This is a genomic window from Amycolatopsis pretoriensis (assembly GCF_900107925.1).
GTDB classification, from domain to species: domain Bacteria; phylum Actinomycetota; class Actinomycetes; order Mycobacteriales; family Pseudonocardiaceae; genus Amycolatopsis; species Amycolatopsis pretoriensis.
This window is the reverse complement of sequence record NZ_FNUJ01000002.1, coordinates 947578-961436: the sequence shown is the minus strand read 5'-3', so window position 1 is coordinate 961436 and position 13859 is coordinate 947578. Positions and strand designations below refer to the sequence as shown.

10 protein-coding genes and 2 pseudogenes are annotated in these 13859 nt (G+C 63.3%); 3 read left to right on the top strand and 9 right to left on the bottom strand.

Going from position 1 to position 13859, the window contains the following annotated elements; genetic code table 11:
• Positions 1-62: 62 nt before the first annotated feature.
• From BLV96_RS11075 to BLV96_RS11070, 4 genes are all read right to left on the bottom strand, one after another.
• Positions 63-2105 carry a tetratricopeptide repeat protein gene (locus BLV96_RS11075; protein ID WP_086677023.1) on the bottom strand — a complete coding sequence of 681 codons (2043 nt, stop codon included), beginning with the start codon at positions 2103-2105 and terminating at the stop codon, positions 63-65.
• Positions 2105-3439: a carbon-nitrogen hydrolase family protein gene (locus BLV96_RS49125; protein WP_143050953.1), complete on the bottom strand. Its 1335-nt coding sequence runs from the start codon at positions 3437-3439 to the stop codon at positions 2105-2107. Before BLV96_RS49125 ends, BLV96_RS11075 begins: the two co-directional genes overlap by 1 nt.
• Positions 3440-3578: 139 nt before the next feature.
• Positions 3579-4037, bottom strand: coding sequence for a DUF4760 domain-containing protein (locus tag BLV96_RS49120; RefSeq protein ID WP_143050952.1), 459 nt, complete (start codon positions 4035-4037; stop codon positions 3579-3581).
• Positions 4038-5197: 1160 nt separating this feature from the next.
• Positions 5198-6493 (bottom strand): recombinase family protein, encoded by a 1296-nt coding sequence (locus tag BLV96_RS11070; protein WP_244180162.1) that lies wholly within the window; start codon positions 6491-6493, stop codon positions 5198-5200.
• A gap of 481 nt (positions 6494-6974) precedes the next feature.
• Here BLV96_RS11070 and BLV96_RS11065 point away from each other — a divergent pair, with 481 nt between their 5' ends.
• A complete protein-coding gene (locus BLV96_RS11065) occupies positions 6975-7547 on the top strand; it encodes a hypothetical protein (RefSeq protein WP_143050951.1) in 573 nt (190 codons plus the stop codon).
• A 28-nt stretch (positions 7548-7575) separates the two neighbouring features.
• On the opposite strand, the gene BLV96_RS49115 is transcribed toward BLV96_RS11065, so the two are convergent.
• Positions 7576-7863 (bottom strand): hypothetical protein, encoded by a 288-nt coding sequence (locus BLV96_RS49115; protein WP_143050950.1) that lies wholly within the window; start codon positions 7861-7863, stop codon positions 7576-7578.
• A 304-nt stretch (positions 7864-8167) separates the two neighbouring features.
• Between BLV96_RS49115 and BLV96_RS11055 the strand changes: the two genes are divergently transcribed.
• Both BLV96_RS11055 and BLV96_RS11050 read left to right on the top strand, forming a co-directional pair.
• Entirely contained in the window at positions 8168-10132 is a 1965-nt protein-coding gene (locus tag BLV96_RS11055; RefSeq protein WP_158104146.1) for an ATP-dependent nuclease, read from the top strand.
• Entirely contained in the window at positions 10129-11985 is a 1857-nt protein-coding gene (locus BLV96_RS11050) for an ATP-dependent helicase (protein WP_086676962.1), read from the top strand. Before BLV96_RS11055 ends, BLV96_RS11050 begins: the two co-directional genes overlap by 4 nt.
• Positions 11986-12180: 195 nt before the next feature.
• Here the strand turns inward: BLV96_RS11050 and BLV96_RS51540 are convergent, their stop codons facing one another.
• From BLV96_RS51540 to BLV96_RS11035, 4 genes and pseudogenes are all read right to left on the bottom strand, one after another.
• Complete coding sequence (locus tag BLV96_RS51540) at positions 12181-12546, bottom strand: RNA polymerase sigma factor (protein ID WP_425266175.1); 366 nt, start codon at positions 12544-12546, stop codon at positions 12181-12183.
• A gap of 169 nt (positions 12547-12715) precedes the next feature.
• A pseudogene (locus BLV96_RS51535) lies at positions 12716-13306 on the bottom strand (sigma factor); the annotation flags it as partial.
• Positions 13307-13353: 47 nt separating this feature from the next.
• Positions 13354-13491, bottom strand: a pseudogene (locus tag BLV96_RS11040) (YciI family protein); the annotation flags it as partial.
• Between the two features lie 59 nt (positions 13492-13550).
• Positions 13551-13751, bottom strand: coding sequence for a hypothetical protein (locus tag BLV96_RS11035; RefSeq protein WP_086676961.1), 201 nt, complete (start codon positions 13749-13751; stop codon positions 13551-13553).
• Positions 13752-13859: the final 108 nt, after the last annotated feature.

The window sequence follows — 13859 nt, the reverse complement described above, 5'->3', positions numbered from 1 at the left end:
CCGCTCGCAGTACCAACAGTGCGAGCGCTAGATACCACAATTTCCACGATTAAGGCTAGTAATTAGTCTTCGGGTTCGGTTTTGGGGCGCGGCCAGATATGTTTGAATGCATCGGCCAGTTGTCGAGCCGTCAGCGAGTCGCCATCAATGGAAACCAACGTCGCCACTAGTTCGTCAAGGCGATTCTGTGTCGATGACCAAAGTGTCACTAGTTGGGCAACTTCGTCGCGGAGCCGCGCATGACCAGGGTGAACCCTCCATTCTTGAGGCGATTGCACTTGGTTGAACAAATGCTGCCTAACAGTTGCACTATTCATGCTCGGGATGGCGAGTAGGGCATCCACCAGTCGAGACATAATGCGGTCATCGAGTTCTGGGTAGTTAGGACTTCCGCCGGAAGTGAGAGCTAGAGGTGCAACTTTGCGAAGCCAACCCGTTCCGGCGGGGCGAACCTGGATTTCTTCAAACTGAGAACCCCAACGAAAAGAACCAAACTGCCTGAAAGTTCTATCTGATACCAGCATGACCAGGCTAGCACCTGGCCGCAATGACTCCGCGCGTAACTGTGTTGAGCTTAGCATTCGTTCAATTTGTGTTACGGCGTTATCTTGAGAAGTGTGATCCGCCATGGCGGCGGTTCCGCTGTGCAATGCGACTCGCAACCGCAATTGGTAGTCTCTTGGGTTGCCGTGATTGACTCGATCAAGCTCGATTGCTAGCAGGTCGGGCAATGAATGGAAAAGAGTTACACCATTGAACCCTGGAGGAATCATGACGATCAGGCTGTCGCTCATAGTCGAGACTGAGCAATGAGCCCACTGAATGGTGGACTTCTCGAATGCCTTACGCACTATCTGTACTACTTCTTCATGGGCGGACAGCTTGCGATAGTCGGAAAATGTGGAATATAGGGCCACGTCGATACCAAACACTGCTCGATCAGGTGGCGTATGGCCCGATCTGCAAGAAATCGTGTCGGCAATACTGGAGCAAAAAGCTCGAGTTCGCATTGTCGTGGCGCTTTCGGCGCCATAAAGCGTGGCGTGGTCGTCGAGAAGACGCGTGGCCAATTCGCTAGCTCGATCAAATTCGTTGAGTCGAACGTAAAGCCAAGCAAGGTTCTGTCTGGTGGTCACCGTGTCAGGATGACTGTCACCGATGACGCGAGACTGGTCGGAAAGTAGGCGCTCAAACTCAGTCAGGGCTCGCGCATTGTCAGACTGTCCCATAACACTCGCGAGGTTGTTGCGGCACGCTAGCGTGCCAGGATGATCGGCGCCTAGGACTCTTTCTGTGTCCTCCAGTAGGGATCGATAGGCGACTTCGGCATCCGAGTAATTTCCCGCTCTGGCCATTGCATTGGCAAGATTATTGCGACTTCCTAAGGTATTCGGATGATCTGGTCCATATAATGCGCGGCGGGAAAGATAGACTTCTTCAAGCATATCAAGTGCATCGGTGAGTCTTGAACGGTCTCCTAGTACAAAAGCAATTGAGTAGAGGATGTCCGCCAGATTTGCGCGTACTGCGTCACCGTCTGGAGTCCCAGGCTGAGATAATTTTTCTGCCATGGTAAGGAGACCTTCGGCCTCCGCGAGATCGCGGTAGTCGTGAAGGCAGGTAAATCGTGCGTGCAGCGCTGAACCCAAGTTCGACGCTCGCAGTAACCAACTACGTGAGCTCGGTTCAATGGAATTTACGGAGAGTCGAAGAACTCCGACCGCCTCGTCGAGGGCGTTAACGTCTCCATCTGTATCAAATGCGACGCGAAGCGCGGCACCCAAGTTGGAAAGCAGAACACTGCGATCTAATCCATCATCTGGTGCTTCCGTCACAGCGCGCTGATGAAATTTGATCGACTGAGTCAGGTCACTTCGATTTCCTAGCGCGTGATATCGGTCTAGTAGCGCATTGCCAGCATTTGTCAGCACTGCAGTGGTGTCGATTCCACTGGAGGGTGCCAGGGTGAGTGCTTCAAGGAGATTTGTTACAGCGACGTCGAGTTCCTGAATGTTGCCACTTAATTCGTATTCACGCTGTGCGCGTAAGCCGCGCCGCAGGAGAATTAGTGATTTATTGTAGGGGCTCGAGTTCTTGTTTTCCATCAGTTCTCCCCCGAATCATCATCGACGTCTAGTCCTTGTTCCTCAAGGTCGACCTCTTCAATGTCGGGGATTGGCATTTGTTCGGTGACTGTGCCGTTCGCCACGACGTGGCCCTGATAGGAAAACCGGCTTTCCGGATCAATGGGGGTGGCGGTGAGGTTCTTGCGTGCTCTCGTTGCTCCCTCAACCATCTGATACTTGCCAGCAAGTTCGCGATAGTGTGTCAATGCTTCGCCTGCTTCGGTAACTTCAGGCTTGTTGACAACGAGGTCTTTCAGCGTTTCGAGAATTAGATCTACTTGACGCTTGCGGATACTTTTTCGGCTGAAGCCTTCGTTAACTGCTAGATGTGGCCGCACAAACGTCTCAATGAATTCGGATGGATCAAATCCTGTGCAGTACATTGTCAAACATTGTTTTAAGGCTGCGGCGACAGGCCGCTCCTTGTCTAACAGGTTGAGCAGGCGTCGGATCTGGTCACTTTTTTCTTTGGCGGTCCCTGATGGTGGTATTTCGAGTGCTTCGATGGCGTCGAGTGCTGACTTATTGTCCGCCGTTCGCTCAATGATTTCCGCTCGGAGTGCTAGGCGATTACGTGGGTTAACGTATCCGGTGATCTTTGGTTTATAGCCGTCGAAGTCAACGACGATTACGCCTTGGCGATCTTTCGGAATTGGTATGACGCCACGGCGGTCGGTAAATGGGTCGTCCAGTTCGGGTGCCATTATCTGCGTACCGCCGTATCGTGCGGTATTGGCGAGGAGTCGCGCAAAATTTCGAGGCGCACGTGCTTCGAAGTCTGCGAGATTCGAGGAAAATGCTGGAATGCAGACAATGTCAGCGTGTTGGTCCCATAGTTGCTTTTCGGAGACTAGGTAGTCTTTGCAGACGGCAACACCGATGCGAAACTGGTTTCCTCTTACCGTGATGTCTCGAACGACGGCGCCTTCGCCGCTTGTGGCGTGCTCGTTGTCTGCTTGTGACTCCTTTGTGATTACGCTGCATTCCCCGCCGACTATCAGTGCGGAGACGTTTCGATCCTTGAGTTCCACGCGCTCGGCGATCTTGCATGTTTCTACAAGTTGGCTTGCTTCCTCGTCGGTGCGTATCGTCCCAAGTCCGGCAACAATGACTCTATCTTCGGAGAACTTTATTAACTTTGGTAAGAAACTTCGCGGAACGTGCGATTCTGGAAATACGACGATATCTATCTTGTGTTGTTCGAGAAACTCTAGAACGTCGGACAATATTGTTTCGGCGGCTTGTTCGCAGATTTTCTCGAGTTCGATGTAGCTATCTGTAGCATGTGAGCCTAGCAGTGTTGCTGCTGCCATTTCAGGGAGCCTACTAGTGCGCGGATCCTCATCTAGCAAGGGTTCCGCTGGGTGCCAGAGATATCCACCAGTTCGAGCCCATGGAATTCCGTCGAGTTGCACTACTCCCAGGCGAAGGCGGGCGTTCGATTGCGTCAATTCAGTTGCCCCCTTCGGCGACGTGCCCCGCCTTATTAAGCTGATTGGCGAGGCGTTCAGCGAATGGAAAAGGGCGGAATCCGCGAAGACTTTCAAGGTGATCCACATAAGGTCTCGCTGTGTGTACGGCGGCCGTAAAGGATCGTCCCATACTTTGCGCGACAAGCTTGCGATCGACGTAGCCGGCTTCGGCTGCAATGGCGATTGAGTTCATGACGGCCAAAGCCGTGCTAATCTTGGTCGCCACGTGCGGTGTTAGGTCGTCCATCGCCGTCCCGGCCAAGCTGTAGATCAGCTTGCGTCCTTCTCTGACTTCCGGTGAAAGGTATCGTTCCTGGATGTCGAAGAAAGCTTTGAGGCGGTCGGCCTTGGTTGTCCGGCCAAACCCCCACACCGCGATTGCAACTGCCACTACCGGCGATATCAGTGACACCAGAGTCGCGCCCATCTTGATCAACAAACCTCTCCGCACCTTGCCGCGGGTTCGGCGAGGTGCAGTAGTGAGATCGTAGCGGACGGCGAAGGTGTTTCGCATGAGCCGAAATCCGGCCCGGCAGGCTTCGGTCGCCGAGTCGCTCTGTGGGGACGTGTTGGGTTGTCGCCGCAGCCTATCGTGGGGCCTGCGGCGTGGCAGGGACGATCGATCGGGTGATGTTTGTGAGGCATCCCCCTGGGGGTGACGGGTGTCCGTTGTGCCCAGCTGGCCGTGCTGGCAGGCGCTAGGACGGACCGTAAATCGTCACGGAATCCGCTCCTGATCAACCTTTCGAGTCCTGAAACCGCTGGGTAGCTGTTCACTAGCTTCTGTTTCCGTCAAGAACGACAGGGGAGATGCTGACCTGAACATCGAGTGCCCTCGTGTCAGGCACGGTGTGGCGAGGGTTTGATCTTGTCGGTTCGGGTCACACGAAGTGTGTCAGGCTCGGTTCCTGTCTCGTCGGAGCCGCTGCCTCCACGCAGATGAAGAGCCAGCACCTGTCGCCTGGGCGACAGGACAAATATGAGTCGGTCCAAGTACGTCGCGCGTTGATCGTGGTGGCTTCGGAGTCCTGCACGAGGGTGGCGACGATTGCCCGTCTAGGGGCGGTCGATGAGAACATCATGCGAATGTGATCGATGCGTTGACCGCCGAGGGGGCGGCCTGTGTAAGCCCTGGCGGGGCGGGTGGAATGTCCCGCTGGATCAGCGTCGCTGACCTCACGGGCATCGTCGAGACGACCGCTACCCGCCCTGCAACCTTGGGCTGTCGTTCATGCACTGGAGCATCGGCCAGCTCGTCGGTTCCCTTTTGGCCTCTACGGCTGGTCCAGCCCACAGTGGCTGGATGTGTCCACGGCGTGTCACGCTTGTAAAACCGGCTGTGACGCTGTGCGATTGCCGATTGGCGACAATGTCAGCTGTTGGACACAGGCTCGTATCCTCGCGGCCTAGATGAGGTGTAGTCGTGTAGCTGCCGAACAAGATCGTCTCGGACACTCAATTACCCCATGAGGCGCGGGGTGGCCTCGGGCCAGCTCGCGGAAACCTGCAGGTCAAGCTGGGAGTTGCAGGCGTGTAGACAGTGAACAAGATCGTCCTCGGACACTCAATTACCCCATAGAGCCGCGCGTCGCGGCCGGGTCAAAGTAGCAGCAGTTGCCCTTCGGTGGTCTCGTCTGTTGCGGGGCGTACGCGCAGCGAACTACAGGCTTTGACTACTCGAGTGGGGCCGCCACATATGATCGTCAGGTCGTTCGTTCTCAGGTAGTCCACGATCGCGGAACCCTCGTCATCACCTGCCTTAGGGAACTGGGCGCGAAGGTCGTCGAGTAGGTGGTCTTCGCGGACGTAGACGTTCTTGGCGAGTTCTGGTGGGCGGTTGCGGGCGCTGGTGTGGCCGTGGCGGCAGCGGTAGCCGGGGCGGCCGTTCACCCAGTGCGAGTCCAGGCGGCGGCCGCACAGCTGACATTGCACGAGCCCTGCCAGCACGTACGTCCTGGTATGGCCGTGCTGGGTGGGGCGGGCTGCGCGCATGCCCTGGATCTCCAGGAAGGTCGCCTCGTCCACGAGCGCCGGATGTGTCACCTTGTCCGACTTAGCCCAGCCTCGTGCGGCCGACGGTCGGGTGGGGACACCGTGGTGGGCCGGCCCGGTTGTTCTGGCGCCGTGCCGGTTCCATACCTGCCGCCCCGTGTACCTCGGATTTTCGAGGATCCCGACCACGGTCCGGACGATCCACTCGTGCTTCGTCCGGTGTCGGTTGCGGCCCCGGTCGGCGCTTGATGGGCATGGGATGCCGCGGTCGTTCAGTTCCCGGGCGATGCTGGCCACGCTGCGTCCGGTGGCTCGTTGCTGGAAGATCCACCGTACCCACGGTGCGGTGGCCGGATCGGGTTCCAGGCGGTGCAGGCGGCGACCCCAGCTCGCGTGGGCCCGGTTCGGGTGCGGGCCGGCATCGGCGAGGCGATATCCGTAGGGTGGCCGGCCGCCGAGGAACCTGCCTTGAACACGGGCCTGGACGCCCATCGCGGCCAGTACTCGGTGCCGGGCCCGTAACACCTCGCGACGCGACTGGGACCCGAGCAGCAGCATCAGCGCCCGGTGCACCGGGTCGTCGAGGTTCACCGGACTGGCCGCTTCGGGGAGCCACAGTCGGATGCCTTGCTCCTGGAGCGCGGTGAGCACGGCGTTGAACTGGTCTCCGTAGAACGCGCGCTCATACTCGCCGATGACGACGGCATCGAAGGAGCGGTTCGGGTGCTCCGCGGCTGCCATCAGCTGGGCCGCGGCGGGCCGTTCGCGCCAGGGCAGCCGACGTGAATGCCCTTCGTCGAAGTACTCCGCCACGATCACGCCGCGGCCGCGGATCGTCTCCTCGGCGACCTCGCGCTGCCACCCCAACGACGTCGTCCGGTCCTGGAACTCGACGGTGGACATCCGCCCGTAGAACGCGAACCTCAGCCCACGACCTCCCAGGGATTTCTGGCAGCGTCGGGCGCCGGCCCTACGCGGCGACACAGCGTGTGTCGTGGTTTCTCTGCGAGCGGTACTGATCATTGTGCACCTCGGTGCTTGAGGTGGTTCGGTCGAGGGCGGAACGAACTCGCCCGGCACCGATGACGGGTTCGGGCCTGATCAGCACTCGAACGGCCGCATTGCAACCGTCGGGGAGGCTTCGGATGTCGACCTTGGTGCTCTACACGCCGCAGAAGCGGCTGCTCGATCTGCCAAGTTCACGCGCCCTCGAACGTGGCCGGCAAGGCAGAAGACCGCCACGACAGCTAGGGCCCACACACAGACACAGGCCAAGGCAATAGCCGCCGCATGCCCTCCAGACCCGGTAGCGTCTCCGCGAGGTATTGGCTGGCAGAGCGGTGAACTTGGATCGCGCTGTAAGTGCTGTAAGTTAGGAGATTCGGTGGTCGACGCAGCGGTGGTATCGGCGGTGGCAGGATCCGTGAGCGCGCTCGCTGGCACCGCATCCTCGATCGCGGCGTGGAGGAGTGCGCTGGCGAGCCGCAAGGCCGCGAGGGAGAGTCAGGAAGCCTTGGGTTACGCGACACGCCCCTACCTGACGTTCCACACAGTTCGGGACAATCTGCCCGACGCCGCAACCACCGAGACGGTCGAGATCCGAAACACCGCCGCGTTCTCTGCGGAAAATGTCCAGGTGCTGGTACACGACTCGAACGGGCGGCTCGTCGGCTCAGGTGGGCTACCTTCCATGAAGGCTCAGACGCCGAACTCGTGGACGCCTGGGGCCGCTCTCCAGATTGAGCTGTCCGGCTTGACTCCACTTCAGAACGTCGGTGATACCCGGTCGCTGACAGCGACGATTCGAGCGTCTGACGTTCAAAGGATCCTGCGATGGGAGCAACAGATCAGGCTGGTTCGCAAGGTACTTCCACCGACCGACAGTGACCCCCGTTCGCTGATCGACACCGAGGTATACGAGGTCAGCGAACCGCGGACCATCGCGAAGTCGGGATGACAGCCAGACGATCTCGAGGTCACCGTCGTCATAAACCGAGCGGCGAGGCGGGGTGTAGTGCACGGCGCGGTCGAGGGCCATGATCAGCGCGACCACGCGGTCGCCGCCGTTCGGTGGCGACCGCGATCAGCTTGGCGTCCATCGGGCCGCTGTCGGCGGACACACTGGAAAGGGTCCAAAACCAGCTCCGCTCGCCGCGGGCCATGCTGCGGCGCGCGGCCGTGGGCAACGTCGCCGGAATAGGCAAACGCGCCTCGATCGCGAGGCGCCAGTCGAAGGAGTCTCGGACGGTCTGGTCGTCGATGAGGATCGTCAAAGGGGACATCTGTGGGGCGAGTCCGGATCGGCGTGGCGCCTCGCGGCGGCTGGTGCTTGGGTCGGTTTCCGGGGGCGGCGTGGCGGCTGACCTGGTCAGGCTACGAGGCGGGGCATCGCTCCACAAACAATCGTTCGAGATAGAAATCTATTGACCTCCGAACACAGGGTGATCAATCACTCGAACGGGTGCTAATGCGTGACAGTCCGTATGTTGGTCTGGGAAAAATGTAGAAAGCTAACAGTCACGGGGGCGGCCGAGGCCAGGGCGTTGAAAGGGTGCTGTGCTACGTATCAGCCGGGTGGTGGTCGAGAACTTCAGGAACTTCCGCGCCCTGGAAATCACCCCGTTCCCGTCCGTCGCGGTCATTCTCGGCGAAAACGGTATCGGCAAGTCGAACCTGCTCCACGCCTTGCGGCTGGTGCTTGACCCCGACCTGCCGGACAGCGCCCGACGGCTGAGGGCCGAGGACATTTGCGACCACGCGCCCGGCACGCTGGCCGACGGCGTCGAAGTGCGCATCGAAGTCGAGCTGACCGATATCGAGGGCGATACAGCAGCCGAAGCGACGCTCGACGGCTGCTTCGTCAGCTTGACTCCTCTCGTCGCCCGCCTTGCATACACCTACCGGCCGCGAGTGGATCCGCAACAGATCGACCGGCCGCTCACCCGCGACGACTACGACTTCGACATCGTCGGTGGCCCGGACGGTGACCGCGACGCCCGGCGCGTCCGGCGTGACGTATCGCTGTCCGTGCTGCCGGCGCTGCGCGACGCCGCGGACGCGCTGTCCCGCTACCGCGGTTCGCCGCTCCAGGAGCTGCTGGACGCGCATCCGCCGGCACCTTCGGCGCTTGAGGCCGCGGCGAAGGGCATCCAGGAGGTCATGGACGAGCTGGCCACGGACAAGCAAGTCACCAAGGTGGCGGAAGACCTCTCCGCGCGCCTCGCCGACCTGGCCGGGCCGCAGCTCGACGTGAGCCCGACCCTCGGCTTCGCCTCCAGCGCGCCAGCCCGCCTGCTGCGGTCGATCCGGCTCTACGTCGACCCCAACCGCTCGCGCAGCGTCGCCGACACCTCCACCGGCAACGCCAACGTGATCTACCTCGGCCTGCTGCTGGAACGGCTGCAGACCCGGCGCGCCACCGACGCGGTCGTCGCCACGGTGCTGGCCGTCGAGGAGCCGGAAGCCCACGTGCACCCAGTCCTGCAACGCCAGCTGTTCCGCTACTTGCTCCGGAGCGAGACCGGGCTGGTCGTGACCACACACAGCTCGCACGTCGCTGCGGTGACCCGGCTCGACGCCATCGTCCTGCTGCGGCGCGACGAAACCGGTGCCACGGTGGCAGCTACCACCACCCGAGCCGGACTCTCCCGGGTCCAGCGAGCCGACCTCGAGCGCTATCTCGACGTCAGCCGGGCCGAGTTGCTGTTCTGCTCGGCAGCGATCCTGGTCGAAGGCCAATCGGAGGCATACCTCCTGCCGGCCCTGGCCAGTGCGCTCGGGTTCGACCTCGACGCGCACGGCGTGATCGTCGCCAACATCGGCGGCACCGACTTCGCGTCCTACCGGTCCCTCCTCGGCGAAAAGGCCCTGGCGGTTCCCCACGTGATCGTCACGGACGGCGATCCCCTGCGGAACGGGGAGTACGTCTTGGCAGGGCTCAAGCGGGCGGCCAGGCTGCTGCCGCCCGGCGACGAGCGGAACGAGCTGATGGACGCGATCGCCACGCTGATTGAGTACGCCGATCCGGACGTGGACACCACCGAGGAGCAGCAGCGGCTCGTCCCGCACGGCATCTTCGTCGGCGTCCGGACACTCGAGCTCGATCTCGTGCCGCTGCTTGCCGCTCAGCTGAGCGCGGCACACGCGGAGCTGGTCACGTCACTGGTACTGCGCGACCGATTTGACGATGCAATGGCAGCCATCGCCGCGGACGACTTCACCGCCGACGATTGCGATGAGGTGCTGCGGCGCGTCGAGCACGTGAGCAAGGGCCGGTACGCCCAGCGGCTCGCCGCCCACGTCGAGACCGCCGGAGCCGGCATCGCGCAAGGAGTCGAACGCGACCTCGCCGAAACGAGCGGTGATGGGGAAGCGGGGGTGGCGTTGCGGGCCCATCTGAGCACGGGGGAACTGATCGCGTTGGGAACGTACGGCTACCTCTTGGCCGCCCTTGACCAAATATCGCGGCGTGTTCGGGGCAGCGGCCTGATCGAGCGTCCCTGCCAGGCGCGCAACGGATCGGACGAAGCGGCGTCCTCGTGACGGTCACGGCAGGGGTGAGCCCGAGTCTCGCCGCCGAGCTCGCCGGGCTCAACGACGATCAACGAGCCGTGGCCCGCCACACCGGTGACGGTGTGGTCCGCGCAGGTCCCGGTTCCGGGAAAACCCGCGCCTTGGTGGCGAAAGTGGGCTACCTGCTGGAGGTACAGGTGCCACCGCGTCAAGGCGTGGCTGCCATCACCTACACCCGGCAGGCGGCACAAGAGATCACCACCCGGCTCGACCGGCTCGGCATCCGACCCGGCCGTCGGCTGGCCTGCGGCACGGTCCACAGCTGGTGCTTATCGGCCATCCTGCGTCCCTACGGCCCATTGCTCGGCATCCCGGTACCGGAGCAGGGGACGGTGATCGACGACAAGGCCACCGAGTGGGTCAGACTCCTGCAGCGCTGCTTCGACGACGTCGGCTTGTCCAATCAGGTCCAGTACGAAACCGCCACCATCACCAAGCTACGCCGGGAACTCGCCGCCGGGCTGATCGGCGACGACGACACCAGTCCGATGGTCGCCTCGGCGCGGCTGTTCGACGAGCGGTTGCTCGACGCCGGCAGGTGGGACTTCGACGCGATGGTGGCGCGGTCGCTGCGCATCGTGCGCGAGCACCCCGCCGTCGGCCGACTACTCGCCTCCCGGTACTCGTGGCTGGTGGTGGACGAGTACCAGGACCTCGGGCCGGTCCTGCACGCGCTCGTGCTCGCCCTGCACGACGCGGGCGTGAGTATCGCGGCGTTCGGAGACCCCGATCAGTCCGTGATGGGCTTCACCGGTGCCGACCCGCGGTACCTGAACGAATTGGCCGCACGTGGCGACTTCCGCGACCACTCCCTCGGAGTGAACTACCGGTGCGGCCAAGCCATCGTCGCGGCCAGCCACGCCGCCCTCCAGGAACCCCGCACCTACCGAGCGGCGCCCGGCCGGGCGGACGACGGAGCCATCGAGCCGATCATGGCCGACGGAGGGCTCGACGAACACGCCGCGATCGTGGCAGGCAAGATCGACGCGCTGCTCGCGAGCGGGGTGGCCGGCCACGACATCGCGATCTTGTACCCCGCCCGAGGACCCTTGCTGTCGGCCTTGATCGACGAGTTCGACGCCGGACGCATTCCCTACGTGAATGAACGGGACGAACGGCTGCCCAGCGGTGAGCTCGCCGACTTCGTTCGCGACTGCGCGGCCCGCGCCGTCGCCGGACATCAGCCGACTGTGCTGGGCCCGAACACCGGTGCGACCTCAGTCGCCACCTTGGGCGACCTGGTACGGGCATACGCTCCGGTGCGCGAAGCCGCCGGGCTGCCACCGCTCGACCGTCGTGCCGCGGACCGGAAGTTCGCCGGCCTGCTCAACAGTTTCCGGTCGGAAGAACCACCACTGCACGCATGGCTGACCGACCTGATCCGGGAACTCGAGCTAGAAGCTATCGCCGCAGGCAGCTCCGCCGTCCGAGACCAGCAAGCTCTGGGAAAGTTCCGAGAGGCTGCCAGCGCGTATGGCCTTGAAGTGCGGGACATCGCCGCCGGCGCGTTGCAGGCCGGCAAGGTCACGTTGACCACCTACCATTCCGCGAAGGGCCGGGAGTGGGATGTCGTGATCCTGCCGGGTCTGGTCGAAGGCATCATGCCCGGTCGTCGGTGGTCGGGGCGGTTGCGCCTGCACCCCGAGCCGAACCCGGACCGACTGGCGCAGGACCGGCGTTCGTTCTACGTCGGGCTCACCCGGGCCAAGCGAGCGCTTGTGCTGGTCTACGGTTCATTCTGGGAGACGGATTGGGGTTCGAAGAACGAATACGGGGTTTCCCGGTTCGCTCGAGACGTTCTTCAGCACCTGGGTGTGGAATGAGGACGAATCCGCGGCGCGGGCCGGCTATTTGTCCGGGCAGTCCGCTTCGGTCCAGGCCGCGGTCAAGTTGAGGCTGACGATGGTGAGCGATCCGTCGAGGAAGCCGATGTTATGGCTGCACCCCGTGTTCGTGGGCTGGATCTAGTGCAGCGTGACCGCGTGAAGCCGGTCCAGCGGACCGGCATGTGCGGCACTCTATTGCGCTCGTCGAGTGCCCGTTAAATGCTCGTGCGCGCGCCGGTACGCCTCGGCCGCCTCGTCGGCGTGGCCGAGGCGGCGCAGGAGGTCGGCGCGGGCGGCGTGCAGCAGGTGATAACTGTCGAGGCCCCCGATCCGGTCGGTCAAGGCCAGCCCATCCTCGGGGGTGGTGGCCATGGCGACCGCAACGGCGTGGTTGAGGGCGACCACCGGCGACGGGGTCACCGCGAGCAGCTGCGCATATACCGCGGCGATCGCGGGCCAGTTCGTGTCCCGGGCCGTCGGTGCCTGGGCGTGCAGGATCGCGATGGTCGCCTGCAGGACGTATGGCCCGGGCGCGGCGAAGCGCGGGGCCCGGTCCAAGAGCCGGACGGCTTCGGCGATCTCGGCGCGGTCCCAGCGGGAGCGGTCTTGGTCTTCGAGCAGGACGACGTCCCCGGCCGGGGGTGAGGCGGGTGGCCGAGCGCGAGTGGTGGACCAGCAGCAGGGCGACCAGGGCGAGGGCTTCGGGTTCGTCGGGCATCAAGGTGGCCACGAGCTTCGCGAGCCGGATCGCCTCCTGCAGCAGCTCCTCGTATTCAGGTTCGCCGGGGGAGGCGTAGCCGCGGGTGAAGGTCAGGTAGATCACCGCGAGGACGCCGGAGAGCCGCTCGGGCAGCAGGTGATCGGCGGGGACGGCGAGGCTGATCCCGGCGTCGCGGATCTTGCGTTTGGCGCGCACGAGCCGCTGGGCCAGTGCCGGCTCGGCGACCAGGAAGGTCCGGGCGATCCGGGCGGTCAGGCCGACCACGGCCTGCAGCGTGAAGGCGACCCGCGCTTCCTCTGCCAGAGCCGAGTGGCAGCAGGTGAAGAGGAGGCTGAGCCGCTCGTCGCCGAGGCTGAGCAGGCGTTCTTCGCCGAAATTCATGATCGCCTCCTCCGGCTGCCGGGCGAGCTGGGCCCGGCCGGTTCGGGCGCGGCGGAGCCGGTCGATCGCGCTGTTGCGGGCCGCGGTCAGCAACCAGGCCACCGGGTCGTCCGGTGGCTGGTCGTCCCAGGTGCGCAGGGCGAGCGCGCACGCGTCCTGCAGCGCGTCTTCGGCGAGTTCGAAGTCGCCTAGCACGCGGTCCAGGGCGGCGAGCATCGTCGTGCGGTGCTCGCGGTAGGCCTCCGACAGGACGGGCGCGGCCGTCATGCGCCCGTCGACGGGCGGTGGTCGAGGTCCAGGACCCCGGCGATCGGCCGGACCTCGATCGTGCCGTCGGCGGCCATCGGGCAGAGCGCGGCCAGCTCGAGGGCTTCGTCCAGGGCGCGGCAGTCCAGGAGTGGCCGGCCGGGCATTGAAACGCCCGGCCGGCCACGCTCGTGCTGGCTCCCCCAGGGGGGACCTACTTGCCCCGGCTGGTCTTGGCGGTCGTGTGTTTCCTGGACACGTGCACCGCCCGGTGGAGGCGACCGAGGCTCCTCCGGTACTTGCCGAGCAGACTTCGGCGGCGTGCCAGCACCGTCGTCTGGTAGGCGATCAGCCACGCGAAGACCACGTACCAAGGTGCGTCGGACACGTAGGCAAGCATCATCAACAGCTTCATATCCCGTCCCTTCCTTCTTGCGGCGGCCTGTGTCGGCCGCTGGGACGAGCGTCGGATGGTTCAATGGTTCCCGTCCGGGCCGGGACGTTCCCGGGAGGTTGCCGGGAA

Bases quoted from the DNA above. Each gene is read 5' to 3' on its own strand.
- BLV96_RS49125 (WP_143050953.1), bottom strand. From the start codon at position 3,439: ATGGCAGCAGCAACACTGCTAGGCTCACATGCTACAGATAGCTACATC.
- BLV96_RS11075 (WP_086677023.1), bottom strand. From the start codon at position 2,105: ATGGAAAACAAGAACTCGAGCCCCTACAATAAATCACTAATTCTCCTG.
- BLV96_RS11070 (WP_244180162.1), bottom strand. From the start codon at position 6,493: ATGTCCACCGTCGAGTTCCAGGACCGGACGACGTCGTTGGGGTGGCAG.
- BLV96_RS11035 (WP_086676961.1), bottom strand. From the start codon at position 13,751: ATGAAGCTGTTGATGATGCTTGCCTACGTGTCCGACGCACCTTGGTAC.